Consider the following 20,234-nt stretch of genomic DNA (forward strand, 5'->3'; position numbering starts at 1 on the left):
CGGTTCGATCCCGTCGCGTACAACTCTACTTTCATGATGAACTACTCGAAAATATGACATGTCACCGTTGCTGACCGGCGGTCCGTACTCCACGCTGGTCCCCGTGGAACGACCGAACCCGATGACATCCCCGGCGGTTGGCAGCACGATCGCGGCGCCGGCACCCGCCACTTCGTCGATCGTCGCGGCCCCGGCGACCGTGGTGACCCCGTCGGTCCTCGCGGCCACCTCGACCGACGTCACCCCGTCGGTCCTCACGGCCACCTCGACCGATGCGACCCCGCCGGTCCTCACGGCAACGTCGATCGTCGTGGCCACCTGATGCCCGGCGGCCCGTACGACCTCGACCCGACCGATCGACGCATCGTCGCCGCCCTCCAGGCCAACGGCCGGGCGAGTTGGACCGAGATCGCGGCGTTGATCGGAACCTCGGTGACCACCGTGGCCCGCCGGGCCCAGCAACTGATCGCCGACGGCCTGGTCCGGGTCGCGGTGGCACCGCAGCCGGGCGGTGGCCCGACCGACCTCCTGATCGTCCGGGTCCGCTGCGCACCGGGCAGCCAACTCCCGACCGCGCGGGCGCTGGCCGCCCGACCGGAGGTGCGGTTCGTGGCCGTGATGACCGGTGTGCACGACCTGGTCGCCGAGGTGCTCGTGCCGGCCGGGAGCAGCATGCACGGCGTGCTCACCGCCGTACAGCGCATCGCGGGGGTGCAGGCCACCGTTGCCGACCTGCTGCTGCACACGTACAAGTCGGACCACGAGTGGAGCCGGCGGCTGCTCGACGGGAACGCCGCCCCGGTGACGCCACCCGTACACAACTGCCCGCCGACCCATCTCGACGAGGTCGACGAGCGGATCGTCGCCGCCCTGCGCCAGGACGGGCGAACCAGTTTCCACGGCGTCGCGCTCGGGCTCGGGGTCAGCGAGAGCACCGTACGGCGGCGGTTCGAGTCGTTGTACGGCGCGGGCTGCGTACAGGTGATCACGCTGGTGCCGGCGGCGGCCCTCGGCTTCGAGGCGGAGTTGCTGTTCTGGCTCTCGGTCGCCCCGGCCCGGCTGGACGCGGTGGCCCGCGAACTCGCGGGCCTGCCCGGTGTGCGCTACGTCGCTGCCACCCTGGGGCAGGAGTCGCTGATGTGCGAGGTCATCCTGCCGACGCACGGCGACGTGCTCGAGTTCACCACCCGGACGCTGGCCCGGATCGACGGGGTACGGTCCTGGGTCGCCGGGGTGGAGTTGCTCACCGTGAAGCGGGGATTCGTGGTCACCCCGTGGGCGGCCCGGCGCATAGGCGGCACCCCGACCGACCCGACGGCCCGCCCCGTCGACGCCACCGGCGGCCCGGGCACCGATTCCGACGACGGCACCACACTGCCCCGGCCCCGCTCCGCGCGCGGCATCCGCCGGTCCACCCGAATTCCCGCCCGCCGCACCTGACTCGCCACAGGTGTTAGGAAGGGCCCCTTCCTATACAGAAAGCGATAACAAGGGGCCCTTCCTTTCACCAGGGGCCGAAGATGCGGTCGCCGGTGGCGGAGATGGCCGCGCAGAGCTTGTCCAGGTCCGCGCCGGTCGCCTCGGCGAGGGTACGGACGGTCAGTGGGATCAGGTACGACGCGTTCGGCCGACCCCGGTGCGGCATCGGCGTCAGGTACGGGGCGTCGGTCTCCACCAGCAACTGGTCGAGCGGGGTCGACCGGGCCGCCGCCCGCAGCGCACCGGCACTGCCGAAGCTGACCGTGCCGGCGAAGCTCAGCACAAAACCGCGCCGTACACATTCGACGGCGAACTCCTCGTCGCCGGAGAAGCAGTGCAGCACCACGGTTTCCGGCGCGCCCTCGGAGTCGAGGATCCGCAGCACGTCGGCGTGCGCGTCCCGGTCGTGGATGATCAGCGCCTTGCCGTACCGCTTGGCGATGTCGATATGCGCGCGGAAGCTCCGCTCCTGTGCCGCCCTGCCCTCGTCGCCGGTACGGAAGAAGTCCATTCCGGTCTCACCGATGCCGCGTACCCGCTCCTGCCCGGCGAGCGCCTCGATCTCCCGCAGCGCCTCGTCGAGGTCGGGCAGGCGCGGGGCGTCGTTGGGGTGCAGGGCGACGGCGGCGAGCACCGCCGGGTAACGGCGGGCTGCCTCGGCACCCCAGCGCGACGACGGCACGTCCACTCCGACCTGGACCAGCCGGTCGACCCCGACCGAGGCGGCGGCGGCGATCAGCGCCGCGACCGGGTCGTCGGCCGGGTTCTCACCCGGTTTGTCGATCGGGCCGTCGATCGGGCCGTCGACGGGTTCACCGACACCCGGGCGGGACGTCGGGGCCGGGCTGGCTGCGGCTGCGGCGGCACCGGGCCGGACACCCGGTACGCCGGCCTCGGTCACGGTGATGTCCAGGTGGGTGTGGCTGTCCAGCACGGGCAGGGGCAGCGGCTCCGGCGCGGGCGGGAACTCCCCGGCCCGGCGGGCAGCCCGCTGCCGGCGGGATTCGGTCGGCTCAGTCATCCCGGTCAGCATCACACATCCGGCGCGACCGGCCGTGGCGTACCCGGTGAGCCGATCGTGGCTCGGCCACCCGGCCGATGGAACACTCCGTCCGGTGGCCCCTGACCGGCCCTTCGGTCGCAGTCCCTGTCAGTTACCCGCCGTTCACCTGGACGGCACGGAGCCCTCCTAGCGTCGCGCGCATGAGCGTCACCCCTCAAACACGGGACGTGCCCGAGGCGCCGGCCGGGCTGGTGGTGACGTATGCCGGGGCAACGTACCCGGCCGAGGAACTGGCCCGGGGCGCGGCCTACGAACTGTTCAGTAACGAGGAACTGACCGGCTTCACCCGCGACCCCCGGCCCGACGCCCGTCGACCGTGGCACCGGTTCGTGCACGCGAGCGAGATCAGCGCGGTCTACGGCCCCCGGTCGAGTGGCGATCCGGAGCTGGAACGGCCGCTGACGGCACCGCTGAGCCGCGCCCGCAACTGGGACGACATCCACCAGCTCAGCCAGACCACGGCCGGGGCCGACGACCCGCTCCTGGCCAGCGTGCGCCACTCGGCGGTGATCGGGCAGGGCACGCCGATGGTCAAGGTGCTCTCCGCCCGCCAGCTCGCCGGCCACCTGCGCGGTTGGCTGCCGTACGGCTTCTGCTACCGCGAGTACGACATCGCCCACCTGCGTACCCCGGCCGACCTGGCGTTGCTGCGTACCGACCCGGAGGCCGGGCGGGACGGCGCGGACGTCGTCTACGTGCTGCGGTGGCGGGCGATCGACGCGATCGACTACGACATACCCGGGGGCGACCGACACGCCGGCCTGGTGGCGATCCCGCCGCACGACCGGGTCGGGCCACCGGTGCTGGGCACCGGCTTCACCCCGAGCGGGCGGCACCTGATCCCGGAGTTCGTCACCCGGGACATGGCCGACCTGCCGTTGCCGGCGAACGCCGCCCTGGTGGCGTACTCGCCGGCCGGCGACGAGGTGGTGCTCTACACGTACCAGCCGGAGCAGCGCGGCTGGCTGCGGATGGCCGGGCCGCGCTGGCGGCACCTGCTCGCGGCGGCGCCGGGTGTCTCACCGGACCAGGAGTACGTGCCGATCGGCAAGGTCGCCCGGACCACCCAGCTCGTCGGCGACTACCAGGGGCAGGAGTACGAGGCGATCGCCGACCTGCCGGGCGGCTTCCGGGTGCTGGCGATGACCCGGGCGGCGCGTTACCCGGTCGAGGGGGTCCGCCGTCGGGCCCGGTACGCGACCTGGCGGGGTGTGCTCTGCCTGGTGCTCGGCGAGGAGACCGGCTGGCTGCGGCTGCGGCTGTGCCGTCCCAACCCGGACAGCATCGCGATCTGCGGCGCGCAGTGCTACGAGCGCGGCATCTACGAATCCTGGGCACCGGCACAGGAGGTCAACGACGACCGGCTGATCGACCTGCCGTACGGCCGCTGACCCCGACCGTACGGCAGGCGGCTCACACCGGCTCACCCGGCTCAGCCCAGCGGCTTGGCCTTGTTCAGCCAGCCCGCGACGTCACGGTAGATCGGCGCGCTCGCCGCGTAGCTGTACGGGGCCGCCGGCTGCCACCGGTAGACCTGCCCGGCCCTGACCGCATCCAGGTTGGTCCAGGTGGCGATCTTCTCAACGGTCTCCGCCACCGTGGGCACCTCCCGCCCGTCGTAGACGACCACGTCGGCGGAGTAACGACCGGCCTGCTCCCAGCTCACCTCCTCGAAGTACTCACCGGGCTTCATCGGGCGGGACGGGGTGACGAACTTCGCCCCGAGCGAGGCCAGGTGCTTCAGGTCGGGGTGCGCGTCGGGGTCGGCGACGTAGAGCTTGGCCGGATCACGGGAGACGGCCAGCACGCGCAGTCCCGGCTTGGCCGCGATCGCCGCCTTGACCTCGTCGACCGCGCTCTGGAACCCGGTCCGGGCGGCCTGCACCGGCGCCGCGTCCGGGTCGGCACCGAGTTGCCCGGCGAGGGCCATGAAGTTCTCGATGATCGCCGGCAGGTCGAGGCCGGGCATCTTCATGCCGATCGAGGGCGCCAGCGCGTACACCTTGTCGGCGCTGCCCTGTGGGACGTACCAGAGGGTCTTGTCGTCAAAGGAGAGGTCGACCAGGAGTTCCGGACGCAGTGCGGCGTACCGCTCCAGGTTGAACTCGCCGTACGTCTTGCCGACCACCTCGATCTTGCCCAGGTCGATGTTGCCGGCCTGGTAGTTGAGCTTGCCGTCGGTGGTGCCCAACTCCCCGTACACGCCGGTGACCTGGAAGCCGGCGTCCCAGAGCGCGGCGGCGGCGCTGCTCTGCGCGACCACCCGGGTCGGGCGGGCGGCCAGGTCGACCGTGGTGCCGCGGCCGTCGGTGTAGCGGAACGGTCGCGCGCCACCGGACGCGCCGTCGCCGGTGCCGGCGGTGGACCCGGAGTCGCCGCAGGCGGCCAGGCCGAGCAGTACGCCGGTGGCGGTGGCGCCGCGCAGGAAGCCACGACGGGTCAGAAGGTGCGGGGACATGGTTCTCCAGTCGTCGGTGTGTCGGTCGGGTTCGGTTCGGACGCGGCCAGCCGCGAACGCGCGGGGCTATCCCAGGACGCGCAGGGACGCGCGGCTACCGTGCGGCGCGCCGGGCCTTCGGGATGATCAGTGGGGTGCCGGACTCGGGGTCGGCGATCACGCGACAGGGCAGGCCGAAGACCTCCTGGACGAGTTCCGCGTCGACGATGTCGGTCGGCGCGCCCTCGGCCACCACCCGGCCGTCGCGCATGGCGATCAGGTGGGTGGCGTACCGACAGGCGTGGTTGAGGTCGTGCAGCACCGCGACCAGGGTGTGGCCCTGTTCCTCGCGGAGCCGGGCGACCAGGTCCAGCACCTCGATCTGGTGGGCGATGTCGAGGAAGGTGGTCGGCTCGTCGAGCAGCAGGATCGGGGTCTGCTGGGCCAGCGCCATGGCCAGCCAGACCCGTTGCCGCTGCCCGCCGGAGAGCTCGTCCACGTACCGCCCGGCCAGGTCGGTGACGTTGGTCGCCGCCATCGCCTCGGTCACCGCGCTCTCGTCGCCGGGCGACCACTGGCGCAGCAACCCCTGGTGCGGATAACGACCCCGGGCGACCAGGTCCAGCACGGTGATGCCGTCCGGGGCGAGCATGGTCTGCGGCAGCAGCCCGAGCCGGCGCGCGACCTCCTTCGCCCGCAGTTCGTGGATCGACCGTCCGTCCAGGTGCACGGTGCCCCGGCGGGGTACGAGCAGCCGGGCCAGCGCCCGCAGCAGGGTCGACTTGCCGCAGCCGTTCGGTCCGACCAGGACGGTGAAGGAGTGGTCCGGCACCGACACGCTCAGCGACTCGGCGACGATCCGCTGGTCGTACGCGAGCGTGGCGTCCAGACAGCTCAGTCGGTTGGTCGTACCGGCCCGGTCGTCGGACCGTGTGCCGGACGTGTCGGCGGCTGCCGTGGCCGGGGCCAGCAGGTCGTTTGTCGAGCCGGTCATCCGAGTCCCTTCCGCCATTGCCGGGCGAGCAGCCCGGCCAGATAGAGCCCGCCGATGCCGGCGGTCAGCACCCCGACCGGCAGGGTGACGGGGTGGAACAGGCGCTGCGCGGCCAGATCGCTGACCAGCAGCAGGGCCGCGCCCGTGGCCGCCGACGCGACCACGTTCGGCCCGTCCGCGCGGGTCAGCCTCCGCGCCACCTGCGGGGCCGTCAGGGCGATGAACGCGATCGGTCCGGCCGAGGCGGTCGCGGTGGCGGTCAGCCCGACGCCGACCAGCACCACGCCGAGCCGGGTACGTCCCACCGGCACCCCGAGCGCCCGCGCCGCCTCGTCGCCGAGTTCGAGGAATCGCAGCTCACGACCGAGGTACAGGGCCACCGGCAGCAGCACCAGCAGGACCACGGCCAGCGGACGTACCTGTTCCCAGCCGCGACCGTCGAGGCTGCCGGTGAGCCAGAGGGTGCCCTCGCGGGCGTCGGTGTACTCGGCCCGCGTGATCAGATAGGCGTTGACCGAGGCAGCGAGCGCGCCGACGGCGATGCCGATCAGGATGAGCCGGAAGCCCGGTCCGCCGCGCCCGACCGCGAGCAGGTAGACCAGCATCGCGGTGACGATCCCGCCGACCACGGCACCGATCGCGACCTGACCGCCACTGCCGCCGATCAGCACGATCACCACCAGTGCGCCGGTGGCGGCGCCGGTGTCGAAGCCGACGACGTCGGGGCTGCCGAGCGGGTTGCGCGACATGCTCTGGAACAGCGCCCCACCGACCCCGAACGCCACCCCGACCAGTACGGCGGTGAGCAGGCGCGGCAGCCGCAGTTCCCGGACGATGAAGTCGAGCGCCGGGTCGCCGTGGCCGAGCAGGGTGCGGACCACGTCGACGGCCGGGATCGGGTAGTCGCCGGTGCCCAGGCTGAACACCCCGACGACGACGGCCAGCGCGGCCAGCCCGACGCAGACCAGGCTGGCCCGGCGGTCGACCCGGAGGCTGACCCGTCCACCGAGCACCCGCAGCCGACGGGGCGGGGACAGCGGGGCGGTCACGGGTGCGCCATCCGGGTCCGGCGGACCAGCGCGACCAGCACCGGCGCTCCCACGAACGCGGTGACGATGCCGACCTCGACCTCACCGGGACGGGCGATCATCCGGCCGATGACGTCCGCGCCGAGCAGCAGGATCGGTGCCAGCACCATCGAGTACGGCAGGATCCAGCGCTGGTCCGGGCCGACCAGGGCGCGCGCGACGTGCGGGACGGTCAGCCCGACAAACGCGATCGGTCCGAGCGCGGCGGTCGCCGCGCCGCAGAGCAGGGTCACCGCGAGCACCCCGACCCCCCGGGTACGTCCGAGGTGCGCGCCGAGCGACCGGCCGCTCTCCTCGCCGAGTGCGAGCGCGTTCAGCGGTCGGGCCAGCGCGAGCGCGCAGACCGCCCCGGCGAGCAGGAACGGGCCGACGGCGGCGAGCACCGACAGGTCCCGCCCGGCGAGGCTGCCGACGGACCAGAACCGGTATCCGTCGAACGCCCTCGGGTCGAGCAGCACCAGCCCGGAGATGTAGCCGGTGAGCGCGGCGGTGATCGCCGTGCCGGCGAGGGTGAGCCGGACGGCGGTGGCGGTGCCGCGCCCGCCGGAGCCGAGCAGGTAGACCACGGTGGCGGCGAGCGCGGCGCCGAGCAGGGCGAACCAGACGTACCCGATCGGGCTGGTGACACCGAGCAGGCCGATCGCGGTGACCACGGCGGCCGCCGCGCCCGCGTTCACGCCGAGCAGTCCGGGGTCGGCGAGCGGGTTGCGGGTGAGGGCCTGCATCAGCGCGCCGGCCAGGCCGAGCGCTGCTCCGACGGCGAGTCCGAGCAGCGTACGCGGTATCCGCAGGCCCCGTACGATGCCCGCGTCGTCGGAGCCGCTGGGCTGGAACAGTTCGTGCACAACCGTGCCGAGCGGGATCGGTTTCGCCCCGACCGCGAGGCTGAGCAGCGCCACCACCGCGACCACGGCGATCGCGAGCACCAGCCCGGCCAGCCGCCCGCTCACCGCCCGGCGCCGCGACGAGTGTCGCTCGTTCGGCGGTGCGGGTGGTGGCTGGACTGGCGCCAGGCTGGGAAGACCGACATCGGTGGACACGGGGGTTAGGTTAGCCTGACCTAAGCTTCAGGACGCAAGACCCCCGCCACCGGCAACGCTGTGGCCTGCGTCTCGCCGGTTCCGGTACGGTCGGCCCGCCAGAATGGACGGCAACGGCGATGGGGAGAGTGCGGAGATGGCATCGGTGGGAGAGGTCAAGGCCGGGCTGAGCCGGTTCACCGACGAGGCGGCCCGCCAGGCGGAGACCATCCGGTCCGTCGCCGATTCGATGGACCGGACCTCGGCGATGCTGCGCAGCCTCACCAGCGGCGCGAACGCCGCCCAGGTCGCCGAGGCGCTGGTCCGGCTGGAGCAGGCCAAGCAGCGGCTGCACGAGGCGGCCGCGCTCGCCCGGGGCGCGGTCGAGGCGACCAACAGCTACACGGCCGGCTTCTAGCCGCCGTCCCCGCCTCTACCAGCGGATTCAAGCTTCACCGAGGATCTGCGCCAGGCCGGTCGAGTTAGCTGTCCCGCAACGGCCGCCAGGTCCCCGTCGTCCCGGCACGGGGCTGGACGAAGGGGACCCGGCGGTGCGTACGTCGTCGGTCAGCCGGCCAGTCGGGCCAGCTCCTCGTCCACGATGGACGGGTCGAGCTTGCGGAAGACCGGCTTCGGGGCGGCCAGCGCCCGGCCCGCCTCGACCGGCGTCGACTCCCACCGCGCGCCGACCGTGTAGTCACCGGTCAGCACCGGGTACGACGGCCCGCCGTCCAGATCCTCCACCTGCACGATCGAGGGCATCGGCGCGTGTACGCCGGTGCCGCCGAGCAGTTCGTGCACCTGCTGCGCGGAGTGCGGCAGGAAGGGCGTGAGCAGCGTGTTGGCGTCGCTGACCACCTGGAGGGCGACGTGCAGGATGGTCCCCATCCGGGCCTTCTGGTCCTCGCCCTTGAGCTTCCACGGCGCCTGGTCGGAGAGGTACCGGTTCGCCTCGGCGACCACCCGCATCGCCTCGCCGATCGCCTGCTTCTGCCGGTGCCGCTCGATCAGGTTGCCGACCGTGGCGAAACCCGCGCGGGCGACCGCGAGAAGTGCCTCGTCCGCCTCGGTGAGCCCGGCCGGGTCGACCGGCGGGATCGCGCCGAAGTTCTTCGCCGCCATCGAGATCGACCGGTTCACCAGGTTGCCCCAGCCGGCGACCAGCTCGTCGTTGTTGCGACGGAGGAACTCGGCCCAGGTGAAGTCCGTGTCGTTGCTCTCCGGGCCGGCGACGGCGATGAAGTAGCGCAGCGCGTCGGCGTCGTACCGGTCGAGGAAGTCCCGGACGTAGATGACCACCTGCCGGGAGGAGGAGAACTTGCGTCCCTCCATGGTCAGGAACTCGCTGGAGACCACCTCGGTCGGCAGGTTGAGCCGGCCGAGATCACCCGGGTTGCCGTCCCGGTCGCCCTCACCGGAGTAGCCGAGCAGCAGCGCCGGCCAGATCACCGAGTGGAAGACGATGTTGTCCTTGCCCATGAAGTAGTAACCGGTGGCGTCCTTGCCCTCGCCGTCCGCCACCCACCAGCGCCGCCACGCCTCCGGGTCGCCCGAGCGACGGGCCCACTCGATCGAGGCGGAGAGGTAGCCGATGACCGCGTCGAACCAGACGTAGATGCGCTTGTCACCTCGGTCGCGCCAGCCGTCCAGCGGGATCGGCACGCCCCACTCCAGGTCCCGGGTGATCGCCCGGGGCTGGAGGTCGCCGAGCAGGTTCTTCGAGAACCGCAGTACGTTCGTCCGCCAGCCCTCGCGGCTGTCCAGCCACCTGCCGAGCGACTCGGCGAAGCCCGGCAGGTCGAGGAAGAAGTGCTCGGTCTCGACGAACTCCGGCGTCTCGCCGTTGATCTTCGAGCGCGGGTTGACCAGGTCGATCGGGTCGAGCTGGTTGCCGCAGTTGTCGCACTGGTCGCCCCGGGCGCTGTCGTACCCGCAGATCGGGCAGGTGCCCTCGATGTAGCGGTCCGGCAGCGTGCGGCCGGTGGACGGGGAGATCGCGCCCATGGTCACCTTGGGCACGATGTAGCCGTTGCGGTAGAGCCCCTCGAACAGCTCCTGCACCACCGCGTAGTGGTTGCCGGTGGTGGTCCGGGTGAACAGGTCGTACGAGAGGCCGAGCCCGTGCAGGTCCTCGACGATCACCCGGTTGTAGCGGTCGGCCAGCTCGCGCGGGCTGACCCCCTCCTTGTCCGCCTGCACCTGGATCGGGGTGCCGTGCTCGTCCGTGCCGGAGACCATGAGCACGTCGTGGCCCGCCATCCGCATGTACCGGCTGAACACGTCGGAGGGAACACCGAAGCCGGAGACGTGGCCGATGTGGCGCGGGCCGTTGGCGTACGGCCAGGCGACCGCCGCGAGAACGTGACTCATGAAGAGCAAGCCTAGTGACCGCCGTCGGGAGATCGCGAACCAATAGCCCCGATGTGGCCTGAGACCCCCCGCGACGACATCCGGGTACGGGCGCGGCCCGCAGCCGCCACCCGGGTCGGGGTTCTGCGCCCGATTTGTCGGCGACACGCACCCCAGGCTGCCACTTTGAACCAAGAGCGCATTGTCCAATACTTTCTGTGACCGGTAGACCAGACGGGCAAGAGCCAGCGACAGTCGACCAGGGCCGGGCCGACGGGGGCGCACCTCCCGCCGCCGATCCCGCCGCCGCCGATTCCTCCCCCGCCACCGGACCGGCCCCCGCCGCCGCCGACGGCACCGGGACCAGCGGCGACCCGCCGGCACCCACCCCGCCGACACCCGCCCAGCAGCAGCCCGACCTGCCCATACCGGCCCAACAGGCGGCGGGTGTACCCGTGGCGGAGCCGCCGGCCGGGCCGCCCGCGCCGACACCGACGGGGCTGCCGGCGCCGACCGGGCCGACCGGTGCCGCCGGCTCGCCCTGGCTCGCCGCACCGGTCTCCGCCGGGATCGAGCCGACCACCGGCGCGCCGCACGCGTCCCTGCCGGCACGGGTCCCCCGGATCAACGCGGCCGGCACGCGTACGGTCCCGTCGGCCGACGGTACGCAGAGTGCCGCACCCCCGTCGGCGATCTCGTCCCCGCCCCTGGCGCCGGAGGACGAGGACGACTTCTGGCTCCCGATCGAGCAGGTCAACTGGGACGGCACACCCGCCCGACCGGACCCGGACGACGGCCCGCGCCGGCTCTGGTCCTTTCCGATCGGACGCGTGCCGGCGGGCGCGTCACCGAGGCTGCCGAAGCCGCCGCGCCGGGTCGCCCCCGGCCTCGCCGGGCTGGTCCTGCTGGCGTTGCTCGCCAGCTTCTTCGCCTGGGTCAGCGTGGAACCGCTCTGGCTCGCCTTCGGCCACGGCGACCTCGGTACGGCCACCGTGATCGACTGCACCGGGCAGGGGCTGAACCAACGCTGCCGGGGCGAGTTCGTCTCGGCGGACGGCAGGTTCAGCGCCGAGGGGGTACGCCTGGCCGGCGTACCCGCCGAGGAGCAGCTCGAACAGTGGCAGCTCACCGCGCGGATGATCGACGCCGAGAGCGACACCGCGTACGTCGGCGCCGGCACCGGGCCGCTGCACCTGCGCTGGATCCTCGGACTGACCCTGGTGCTGCTCTGCGGCGTCGGCATCGTCTGGTCCACCGGTGCCGTACGGCTGCCGGACCGTTCGACCCGCCGGGGGGCGGTGATCGTCGGACTCGCCGGACCGCTGGTGATCACCGTGGGCTTCCTCGCCGCCTCCTTCTGACCCGGGTCGGGCGCGCGGTGCCCGGGGCGTCGCTACGAGTGGACGACGGTGTAGACGTCGCGGCGGCGCAGGGCGTACGCGGTGGCGACCTCGGTGATGGCGTCGCGGCGGGAGATGCCGGCGGCCTCGCGGGCGGCGACCGCCGCGCGCAGTTCGTCGTCGCCGGGACGGACGGCGGGTGTCGCGCTGGCCCCGGCGACCACCAACGTGATCTCACCACGGGGTTCACCCTCGGTGGCCCAGGTCGCCAGTTCGCCGAGCGGCCGTCGCAGGATCTCCTCGTACGTCTTCGTCAGCTCGCGGCAGACGGCGGCCGGGCGGTCCGGGCCGAACGCGTCGGCGAGGTCGGTGAGCGTTCCGGCGACCCGGTGCGGCGCCTCGAAGAAGACCAGGGTGCGCTCCTCGGTGGCGAGCGCTCGCAGCCGGGCTCGGCGGGCCCCGCCGGTACGCGGCAGGAAACCCTCGAAGCAGAACCGGTCGCAGGGCAGTCCGGAGAGGGCGAGCGCGGTGGTGACGGCGCTCGGGCCGGGCGCGGCGGTGACCGGGGCACCGGCGTCGACCACGGCTTTGACCAGGCGGTATCCCGGATCGGAGACGCTCGGCATGCCACCGTCGGTGACCAGGGCGACCAGTTCGCCGGCCAGCACCGACTCGACCAGACCGGGCGTACGCCGCTCCTCGTTTCCCTCGAAGTAGGAGACGATGCGACCGCCGATGGTGATCTCCAGGTCCCGGGCGAGCCGGGCCAGCCGGCGGGTGTCCTCGGCGGCGACCACGTCGGCGGCGGCGAGGATCTCGCGGAGCCGGGTGGAGGCGTCGGCCGGGTTACCGAGCGGTGCGCCAAGTATGACAAGACGCCCCTTACCCGACATATCTACCACCAGAAACGTCCCCTCATCGATACACATGACAGCGTCCTACGGGCGTAGGACGCCGCCGTCCGCTCCCGCAGCCTACGATCGCGGGGTGACCCTGGCGTCGACAGCGCAGACCGCGACCCGCGACAGCGACCGTGATCACTCGGGCGGCCCGACCACCGAGCCCCCCGACGGTCCCGCCGCCGACGTGACCAGCACCGGGCCGGCGCTGCCCGGCGGGCGCGGCGTACCGAACCTGCTACGCCGCCGGCTGGTGCCGTTCGACACCAGGTTGGAGCCGTACTCCTGGCTCGCCACCCTGGTGGTGGTCGCGATCGCCGCGATCGTGCGGCTGGTCGGGCTGAGCCACCCCAAGGGCAAGATCTTCGACGAGACCTACTATGCCAAGGACGCCTGGGGCCTGGTCAGCAAGGGCGTCGAGTGGAACTACAAGGACAACGTGCCGTCGTACGTGGTCCACCCGCCGCTGGGCAAGTGGCTGATCGGCATCGGCGAGTGGGCCTTCGGTTACTCCGACGCCGACGGCAACGTCGTCGCCGCCGGACACATCGTCACCACCTCCCCCGAGTTCGGCTGGCGCTTCTCGGCCGCGATCATCGGCACCCTCTCGGTGCTGCTGATGGTGCGCACCGCGCGTCGGCTCTTCGGGTCGACCGTGCTCGGTTGCGCCGCCGGCCTGCTGCTCGCCCTGGACGGTTTCCACCTGGTGCTCTCCCGCACCGCCCTGCTCGACGTCTTCCTGCTCTTCTTTGTCTTCGCCGCCTTCGCGGCCCTGGTGGTGGACCGGGACCAGCGCCGCCGCCGGTGGATGCGGGCGATCGAGGCGGGACTGGACCCGGGGACCTCGGGCCGGGCCGGGCGGCTGCCGCTCCGGTTCCCCGAGAGTGTGCCGTGGTGGCGACTGCTCGCCGCCGTGATGCTCGGCTGCGCGCTCGGGGTCAAGTGGAGCGCGCTCTACTTCGTACCCGCCTTCGCCCTGCTGGTGATCTTCTGGGAGGCCGGTGCCCGCCGCTCGGCCGGCGTACGTCGTCCGTGGCGGGACGCCCTGCTCGGCGAGATCGGCTGGCTCGCGCTGGCCGGTGTGCTGATCGTGGCCACGTACGTCGCCACCTGGTCCGGTTGGTTCCTCACCGACCACGGCTACTTCCGGCACTGGCTGGCCGACTCCGGGAAGTCCGAACCGCCGGTCGTCGGCGCGCTGGTGAACCTCTGGCACTACCACTCCGAGGCGTACAAGTTCCACACCACGCTGGTCACGCCGCACGTCTACCAGTCCTGGCCGTGGCAGTGGCTGCTGCTCGGCCGACCGGTCGCGTTCTACTGGTCCTCGGACGGCGGCTGCGGCGCGCCGAGCTGCGCGGCCGAGATCCTGCTGCTCGGCACCCCGCTGCTCTGGTGGTCCTTCCTGCCCGCGCTCGCCGCGACCGGCTGGCTCGGCATCGCCCGCCGGGACTGGCGGGCCGGGGCGATCATGCTCTGCGTCGCCGCCGGCCTGCTGCCCTGGTTCTGGTACGCCTTCGACGGTCGCACCATGTTCTCCTTCTACACCGCGCCGGCCCTGCCGTTCCTGATCCTCGCGGTGACCTACGCGCTCGGCGCGATCATCGGCCCGGCCCGCGCACCCATACCGGCCCGGTCCGTCGTGCGACCCTCGACACCCCCGGCAAAGGGCGACGCCGGCACGATCCAGCTCCCCGAGGAGACCCTGCCGGCCGAGTTGTCGAACCGCCCGGCCGACGAGCCGTCCGACGGCGGTGGGCTGGACCGGCGTACGGTCGGCGTCATCATCGCCGGGGCGTACGTCCTGCTGGTGGCGATCTGCTTCGCGTACTTCTACCCGGTCTTCGTCGGCCAGCTACTGCCCTACGCCGAGTGGTCCGCCCGCATGTGGCTGGGCAGCCGCTGGATCTGAGAAACCCTCGACCGCGCTCCGTCGACCGCGCCCTGCGGGGGCCCGCGCCGACGGGGTTACCCGCGCGGTTGGGGTTCACGGGTTGGCGGGTTCGGGGCGGGCGCCTCGGGGCGGGGGTCGTCGGCGGGTACGGCGACAAGGGGCGGACGGTTGGCGTTGGTGAGCCAGCGCAGGGCCCACTCGACCGGCCCGTAGCGGAACCGGCGCAGCCAGAGTGCGCTGACCGTCAGTTGACCGACGAAGACGAACAGGACAAAGGCGAAGAGCGCCAGCGGTGAGAAGGTGCCGGCAAGACCGAAGCCAATCCCGGTGAAGACGATCAGACCGGCGACGGACTGACCCAGGTAGTTGGAGAGGGCCATTCGGCCCGCCGGGGCGAGGGCGGCCCGGACGGCAGCCGTACGCGGGTCGTGCATCACCCGCAGCAGGGTCGCCACGTACGCGGCGGCCAGCAGTGGCGCGGTCACGACGCTGGCCGCGACGGCGAGGGTGTTGCCGTTCCCGCCACCGAGGGCGTAGACCACCGCGCCGAGCAGCCCGACGGTGAACCCGATCCACTGGAGCCGGCGCAGCACCGGTTCGGCACCGGTGACCCGGGCGAGCCACTGCCGGCGCCCGGCGACCAGACCGAGCAGGAAGAGGGCCAGTGCGGTCGGCCCCTGGAGGGTGACCGCCTGGAGTACGAGCAGCGGCAGCCCGGCGAGGTGCTCACCGATGTTCGGTCCCCAGCCGCCGAGCAGTGCCTGGGTCGCGTGTTCGGCGTTTGCCAACGCCTCGGCCTCGCTCGGCAGGAACGTCGACCGGTCGACGAGCAGGGCGCTGGAGAGCAGGCCGAGCAGGACAAGGACGTACAGGCCGACGGCGGTCCAGATCGCCGTACGGTCCTTCACCTTGCGGAGCAGGAGTAGCGCCAGGCAGGCCACCGCGTACGTGGTGAGCACGTCGCCGCCGTAGAGGAGGACGGTGTGCAGCGCGCCGATGACAAAGAGGCCGACGATCCGGCGGAGCATCCTCGCGGAGAAGGCCACGCCGGCCCGGCTCGCCGACTCCATCTGGAGCGTGAAGCTGTATCCGAAGAGGAACGAGAAGAGCACGTAGAACTTCATGTCGACGAAGACCGAGGAGAACGCGCGCACCGCGTCGTCCAGCCCCGAGCCGAAGTCGGGGTCGATCACCAGGTTCCCCGGATAGCCGGAGGCCATGAAGGTGACGTTGACGGCGAAGATCCCGAAGAGCGCGAAGCCCCGGACCGCGTCGACGTCGAGAACCCGCCGGCTGGAACTCTGAGTACTCACATCTAACCTCCCCGTAATCTATGTACGTGATACAGCGTACGAGATACAGAGTATCGGGATCTAGAGTGAGCACAAGGCCGGCGGTCGGGAAGGAGACAGGCCATCGTGGCGGAACACGCACTGCCGCCCGTCGTGGCGCGAATGTGGGGCCGCGAGACCGCGTCCCGGCACGGACCCCGGCCCAGCCTCGACGTGGCCACGATCGTCAACGCCGCGATCCGCATCGCCGACCGCGACGGCCTGGAGGGGGTCAGGATGAGCAGCGTCGCCGCCGAGGTCGGCGTGGCGACGATGTCGCTCTACCGCTACGTCGGCAGCAAGGACGAACTGCTCCAGGTGATGGCCGACGCCGCCACACCCGAACCACCCGCCCTCGACGGCCGGCGGTGGCGGGACTACCTGACCGAGTGGACCCGGGCCAACCGCGACTTCCTGCTGGACCGGCCCTGGCTGCTGCCGCTCATTCCGCGTACCCCGCCCGCCGGACCCCGGACGTTGCGTTGGCTCGACCGCGCGCTCGGCGCACTCGCCGGCACCGGGCTCCGTCCCGGTGAACGGATCAACATCGCGACCAGCCTCACCGGTTACGCCACCTGGCAGGCGGCCCTGGCGCACGGCCTGACCGGCGGCGCCGGACCCGCCGCGGGTGACGACCCGATCGCGGGACTTGCCGCCTACGGCGACATCCTCGGTCAGGTTCTCGACCCGGCGGAATACCCGGATCTGGCCGAGGCCGTACGGGGCGACGGGTTCGGCAGCGCCGAGGAGTGGGTCGACGACGCCGACTTCACCTTCGGGCTCGACCTTCTCCTCGACGGCGTGCAGGCACTGATCGACCGCCGGACCTGATCAACCCGCGGTCCTCAGCAGGGCCTGGACCAGGCCGTCCGGGTCGTCGACGGTGACCGTGACGGCGGGGTGACGCAGCCGGCCACCCGGGACGAGCCCGGGCACCGGGTCACGGAAGCGGATGCAGACACCGGCGGCCGCGGTCGTACCGAAGCTGACCCCCCGGTCGACCATCGACAGGTGCGGCCCGAGCACCCGCCACCACTTGTACGGGCCGGCCCGCTCGGCACCGGTCACGTTCTCCAGTGGGCTGTGCAGCCGCCAGGGCCCGTACCGGACGGTCAGGCCGTCGGGGCGGATGTCGACCCAGGCCGTGTCCGGGCGGACGCCGACAACCGCCAGCGGCAGCCGGAACGGCCGGGCGAACGCAAAACCGAACCGCCGCGTGCCCGTATCAAGGATTCGCCGCACGTCGCGGATCTACCCCGCCAGCGCCGTCCGACACACCCGGGAGCCCACGAGTACGGACGAGCGGGGCGGACCGGACACCTCCGGTTCCACCACGGTGAGTAGCCGCCACAGACCGCAGTGACAGGACTGGTACGTCACCGTTCCCGCGCTCGTACGGTGCCGGGAGCGGGTGCGCCAGACGTGATCGTCTTCGGTGTCCATGGACCAAGCCTGCTGTAATGCCATTGTGCATCTCAACCCTTACGGGCAGGACGCGGTCCGCCTCGCCGTCGAACTGGCCAACGACCGCCCCGCCAGCGTCGCCGACCTGGTACGACGCTGTGTCGCCGCCGGCCTGGTGGTGGACCTGCCGGTGGACGAGCGGGACCTGGAGGCCACCGGTCGACTGCTCGACCAGTGGTGCCGGATCGTCGACACCCCGGACGAGCGGGAGCGGGCCGGGCTGGTGAACGTGCTGCTGGCGGCGGCGTCGGCGTACCCCCGGCTGACCGACCACGGCGGCGCGGGCTGGCACCTGCACTACCGTGACGACGGCGTGCCACTGGCAACGGTGCTGCGGGCGCTGGTCAGCGTCGGTACGGCCCTGCACCTGGCCGGTCGGGGCATGGGTCGACTGGGGCGCTGCGCGCTCGTCGACTGCGCCACCATCTACGCCGACACCTCGCGCGGCGGACGGCAACGTTACTGCTCACCGGCGTGCGCCAACCGCGACGCGGTGCGACGTCACCGGGCGCTGCGCGCCGGCCAGGTGACCAGCCGGTAGACAGGGCGCCACCTGGGCGAATAGGTGCGCGCCCCGATCGCCTGCCACGGGGGAAGCGGGCGATTGGGGCGCGCACGATGAGCTTAACCATGCTGGTTCACCGAACACAACGGGTGATGTTGAGTCAGATTTCCGACCGACGTCTGTGCGTACAGAAGGTGCAAATCATTGGAAACGCCGTGGATGCTCATCAGCCAGCCCGGCCCCGGGATCGTCCCCAGCGCGCGTATGCGCTGGTGGGAGGGGTTGCGAGGCGATCACAACCGGGGTTTTGCTCGATCGTCGGATTCGCTACCGAAACATCGGCGTTACCGCTGATCGTCACCCCCGGTTGTAGCGGATGAACGGGCGGTGAACCCGCCGTCACCGGCGCCGGCGATTCCTTCCCGCGTGACCCGCGGGCACGACGGCTGCCGTTCCTGCGGGCCCTCCACTTGGAATCCCCGGAGGAGAACCATGTCCGATCTAGCCGAGCGCGTCAACGCGCTCACGGTCCCGCCGCCGGACCAGGAACTGGGGCTGCTGCCCCGGCAGATGCCCGTACAACTCGAACCGACCCCGGACGCCCTGCGGCGCGCCCGCGAGCTGCCGGTCGAACCGAAGTGGTACCAGCGGGCCATCTTCTACGAGATGTTCGTACAGGCGTGTTTCGACGCCAGTGGCGACGGCTTCGGCGACCTGCCCGGCCTGACCACCAAACTGGACTACCTGAAGTGGCTCGGGGTGGACTGCCTCTGGCTGCCGCCGTTCTACGACTCGCCCCGCCGCGACGGTGGGTACGACATCCGCGACTACTTCACCGTCGCCCCCGAGTTCGGCACCATCGACGACTTCGTGACGCTGATCGACGAGGCGCACGCGCGCGGCATCCGGGTGATCACCGACCTGGTCCTGAACCACACCTCGGACACCCACGAGTGGTTCCAGCAGTCCCGACAGGACCCGGACGGACCGTACGGCGACTTCTACGTCTGGCGGGACACCGACACCGAGTACGCGCAGGTCCCCGTCATCTTCTGCGACACCGAGCCGTCGAACTGGACCTACGACCCGGTACGCCAGCAGTTCTACTGGCACCGCTTCTTCGCCCACCAACCGGACCTGAACTACGACAACCCGGTGGTCCGCGAAACCATGTTCGACGTGGTCCGGTTCTGGCTCCGACTCGGGATCGACGGCTTCCGGCTGGACGCGATCACGTACCTCTTCGAGCGGGAGGGGACCGACTGCGCCAACCTGCCGGAGACCCACGCGTACCTGAAACGGCTGCGCAAGATGGTCGACGAGGAGTTTCCCGGCCGGGTCCTGCTGGCCGAGGCGAACCTCTGGCCGGCCGACCTCGTCGACTACTTCGGTGACCCCGAGGTGGGCGGGGACGAGTGCCACATGGCGTTCCACTTCCCGGTGATGCCCCGGATCTTCATGGCCGTACGGCGCGAGTCGCGGTTCCCGATCTCCGAGATCATCGCCCAGACGCCGCAGATCCCGCAGGACTGCCAGTGGGGCACCTTCCTGCGCAACCACGACGAGCTGACCCTGGAGATGGTCACCGACGAGGAGCGCGACTACCTCTACAACGAGTACGCCAAGGATCCCCGGATGCGGGTGAACGTCGGCATCCGGCGCCGCCTCGCGCCACTGGTCAACAACGACCGCAACCAGATCGAACTCTTCACCTCGCTGCTGCTCTCGCTGCCCGGCTCACCGGTGCTCTACTACGGCGACGAGATCGGCATGGGCGACAACGTGTGGCTCGGCGACCGCAACGGGGTGCGCACCCCGATGCAGTGGTCACCCGACCGCAACGGCGGCTTCTCCAACGCCGACCCGGGCGCGCTCTACCTGCCGGTCAACCAGGGCCCGGTGTACGGGTACCAGGCGGTCAACGTGGAGCGGCAGCTCGAACAGCCGGCCTCGCTGTTGCAGTGGACCCGACAGATGATCGCCGTACGTAAGCAGCACCCCGCGCTCGCCCTGGGCTCGTTCCGTGACCTCGGCGGCAAGAACGGAACCGTGCTCGCGTTCCTGCGCGAGTACGACGGGCCGGACGGGCACGAGGTGGTGCTCTGCGTACACAACCTGTCCCGGCATCCGCAGCCGGCTCAGCTCCCGCTGGGCAGCCGGTTCATCGGCCACCTGCCGGTCGAGCTGACCGGGCAGACGGCGTTCCCGCTGATCGGGGCGCGGCCGTACCAGCTCACCCTGCCCGGTTACGGCTCGTTCTGGTTCCAGTTGACCAGCAAGACGCCGAGACCGAGGACATCGCCGACGGACGACCTGGTCGCCGCCGGCTGACCGGACGTACGGTCCCTCCTGATCCGTCCGGGGTCGTACGG

The 20,234-nt window shown here is 71.6% G+C and carries 19 protein-coding genes; 9 read left to right on the plus strand and 10 right to left on the minus strand.

The window, feature by feature from the left end:
- Positions 1 to 103: 103 nt before the first annotated feature.
- Complete coding sequence (locus ACI2K4_RS30015) at positions 104 to 322, plus strand: hypothetical protein (RefSeq protein ID WP_404516206.1); 219 nt, start codon at positions 104 to 106, stop codon at positions 320 to 322.
- On the plus strand, positions 322 to 1,440 hold the full coding sequence (locus ACI2K4_RS30020; RefSeq protein ID WP_404516208.1) for an Lrp/AsnC family transcriptional regulator: 1,119 nt from the start codon (positions 322 to 324) through the stop codon (positions 1,438 to 1,440). The genes ACI2K4_RS30015 and ACI2K4_RS30020 overlap by 1 nt, the downstream gene beginning before the upstream one ends.
- 64 nt (positions 1,441 to 1,504) lie before the next feature.
- On the opposite strand, the gene ACI2K4_RS30025 is transcribed toward ACI2K4_RS30020, so the two are convergent.
- On the minus strand, positions 1,505 to 2,512 hold the full coding sequence (locus ACI2K4_RS30025; protein ID WP_404516210.1) for a TatD family hydrolase: 1,008 nt from the start codon (positions 2,510 to 2,512) through the stop codon (positions 1,505 to 1,507).
- A gap of 170 nt (positions 2,513 to 2,682) precedes the next feature.
- On the opposite strand from ACI2K4_RS30025, the gene ACI2K4_RS30030 reads away from it, so the two are divergent.
- Complete coding sequence (locus ACI2K4_RS30030) at positions 2,683 to 3,933, plus strand: hypothetical protein (protein ID WP_404516212.1); 1,251 nt, start codon at positions 2,683 to 2,685, stop codon at positions 3,931 to 3,933.
- 41 nt (positions 3,934 to 3,974) lie between these two features.
- Here ACI2K4_RS30030 and ACI2K4_RS30035 read toward each other — a convergent pair whose 3' ends face one another.
- The 4 genes from ACI2K4_RS30035 to ACI2K4_RS30050 form a co-directional block, all read right to left on the minus strand.
- The gene (locus ACI2K4_RS30035) at positions 3,975 to 5,000 is read right to left on the minus strand and encodes an ABC transporter substrate-binding protein (RefSeq protein ID WP_404516214.1); all 1,026 of its coding nucleotides are present in this window, start codon (positions 4,998 to 5,000) and stop codon (positions 3,975 to 3,977) included.
- Positions 5,001 to 5,094: 94 nt separating this feature from the next.
- On the minus strand, positions 5,095 to 5,973 hold the full coding sequence (locus ACI2K4_RS30040; protein WP_404516216.1) for an ABC transporter ATP-binding protein: 879 nt from the start codon (positions 5,971 to 5,973) through the stop codon (positions 5,095 to 5,097).
- Positions 5,970 to 7,022, minus strand: coding sequence for a FecCD family ABC transporter permease (locus ACI2K4_RS30045; protein WP_404516218.1), 1,053 nt, complete (start codon positions 7,020 to 7,022; stop codon positions 5,970 to 5,972). The genes ACI2K4_RS30040 and ACI2K4_RS30045 overlap by 4 nt, the downstream gene beginning before the upstream one ends.
- Complete coding sequence (locus ACI2K4_RS30050) at positions 7,019 to 8,101, minus strand: iron chelate uptake ABC transporter family permease subunit (RefSeq protein WP_404516220.1); 1,083 nt, start codon at positions 8,099 to 8,101, stop codon at positions 7,019 to 7,021. The genes ACI2K4_RS30045 and ACI2K4_RS30050 overlap by 4 nt, the downstream gene beginning before the upstream one ends.
- A 136-nt stretch (positions 8,102 to 8,237) precedes the next feature.
- Here ACI2K4_RS30050 and ACI2K4_RS30055 point away from each other — a divergent pair, with 136 nt between their 5' ends.
- Positions 8,238 to 8,498 carry a hypothetical protein gene (locus tag ACI2K4_RS30055; protein ID WP_404516221.1) on the plus strand — a complete coding sequence of 87 codons (261 nt, stop codon included), beginning with the start codon at positions 8,238 to 8,240 and terminating at the stop codon, positions 8,496 to 8,498.
- A gap of 149 nt (positions 8,499 to 8,647) precedes the next feature.
- On the opposite strand, the gene metG is transcribed toward ACI2K4_RS30055, so the two are convergent.
- A complete protein-coding gene (gene metG, locus ACI2K4_RS30060) occupies positions 8,648 to 10,450 on the minus strand; it encodes a methionine--tRNA ligase (RefSeq protein ID WP_404516222.1) in 1,803 nt (600 codons plus the stop codon).
- Between the two features lie 197 nt (positions 10,451 to 10,647).
- On the opposite strand from metG, the gene ACI2K4_RS30065 reads away from it, so the two are divergent.
- Positions 10,648 to 11,790 (plus strand): hypothetical protein, encoded by a 1,143-nt coding sequence (locus ACI2K4_RS30065; RefSeq protein WP_404516223.1) that lies wholly within the window; start codon positions 10,648 to 10,650, stop codon positions 11,788 to 11,790.
- Between the two features lie 32 nt (positions 11,791 to 11,822).
- On the opposite strand, the gene rsmI is transcribed toward ACI2K4_RS30065, so the two are convergent.
- Positions 11,823 to 12,662 carry a 16S rRNA (cytidine(1402)-2'-O)-methyltransferase gene (gene rsmI / locus ACI2K4_RS30070; protein ID WP_404516289.1) on the minus strand — a complete coding sequence of 280 codons (840 nt, stop codon included), beginning with the start codon at positions 12,660 to 12,662 and terminating at the stop codon, positions 11,823 to 11,825.
- Positions 12,663 to 12,756: 94 nt separating this feature from the next.
- On the opposite strand from rsmI, the gene ACI2K4_RS30075 reads away from it, so the two are divergent.
- A complete protein-coding gene (locus tag ACI2K4_RS30075) occupies positions 12,757 to 14,580 on the plus strand; it encodes a dolichyl-phosphate-mannose--protein mannosyltransferase (protein WP_404516224.1) in 1,824 nt (607 codons plus the stop codon).
- Between the two features lie 56 nt (positions 14,581 to 14,636).
- Here the strand turns inward: ACI2K4_RS30075 and ACI2K4_RS30080 are convergent, their stop codons facing one another.
- Positions 14,637 to 15,875, minus strand: coding sequence for a DUF418 domain-containing protein (locus tag ACI2K4_RS30080; RefSeq protein WP_404516225.1), 1,239 nt, complete (start codon positions 15,873 to 15,875; stop codon positions 14,637 to 14,639).
- A gap of 105 nt (positions 15,876 to 15,980) precedes the next feature.
- On the opposite strand from ACI2K4_RS30080, the gene ACI2K4_RS30085 reads away from it, so the two are divergent.
- The gene (locus tag ACI2K4_RS30085) at positions 15,981 to 16,724 is read left to right on the plus strand and encodes a TetR/AcrR family transcriptional regulator (RefSeq protein WP_404516226.1); all 744 of its coding nucleotides are present in this window, start codon (positions 15,981 to 15,983) and stop codon (positions 16,722 to 16,724) included.
- On the opposite strand, the gene ACI2K4_RS30090 is transcribed toward ACI2K4_RS30085, so the two are convergent.
- On the minus strand, positions 16,725 to 17,135 hold the full coding sequence (locus ACI2K4_RS30090) for a hypothetical protein (RefSeq protein WP_404516227.1): 411 nt from the start codon (positions 17,133 to 17,135) through the stop codon (positions 16,725 to 16,727).
- 9 nt (positions 17,136 to 17,144) lie between these two features.
- A complete protein-coding gene (locus ACI2K4_RS30095; RefSeq protein WP_404516228.1) occupies positions 17,145 to 17,336 on the minus strand; it encodes a hypothetical protein in 192 nt (63 codons plus the stop codon).
- A gap of 25 nt (positions 17,337 to 17,361) precedes the next feature.
- Here ACI2K4_RS30095 and ACI2K4_RS30100 point away from each other — a divergent pair, with 25 nt between their 5' ends.
- Positions 17,362 to 17,898 (plus strand): CGNR zinc finger domain-containing protein, encoded by a 537-nt coding sequence (locus tag ACI2K4_RS30100; protein WP_404516229.1) that lies wholly within the window; start codon positions 17,362 to 17,364, stop codon positions 17,896 to 17,898.
- Positions 17,899 to 18,354: 456 nt separating this feature from the next.
- Positions 18,355 to 20,193: a maltose alpha-D-glucosyltransferase gene (treS, locus tag ACI2K4_RS30105; RefSeq protein WP_404516230.1), complete on the plus strand. Its 1,839-nt coding sequence runs from the start codon at positions 18,355 to 18,357 to the stop codon at positions 20,191 to 20,193.
- Positions 20,194 to 20,234: the final 41 nt, after the last annotated feature.

The organism is Micromonospora sp. NPDC050397 (assembly GCF_044901685.1).
Lineage (GTDB): Bacteria > Actinomycetota > Actinomycetes > Mycobacteriales > Micromonosporaceae > Micromonospora_G.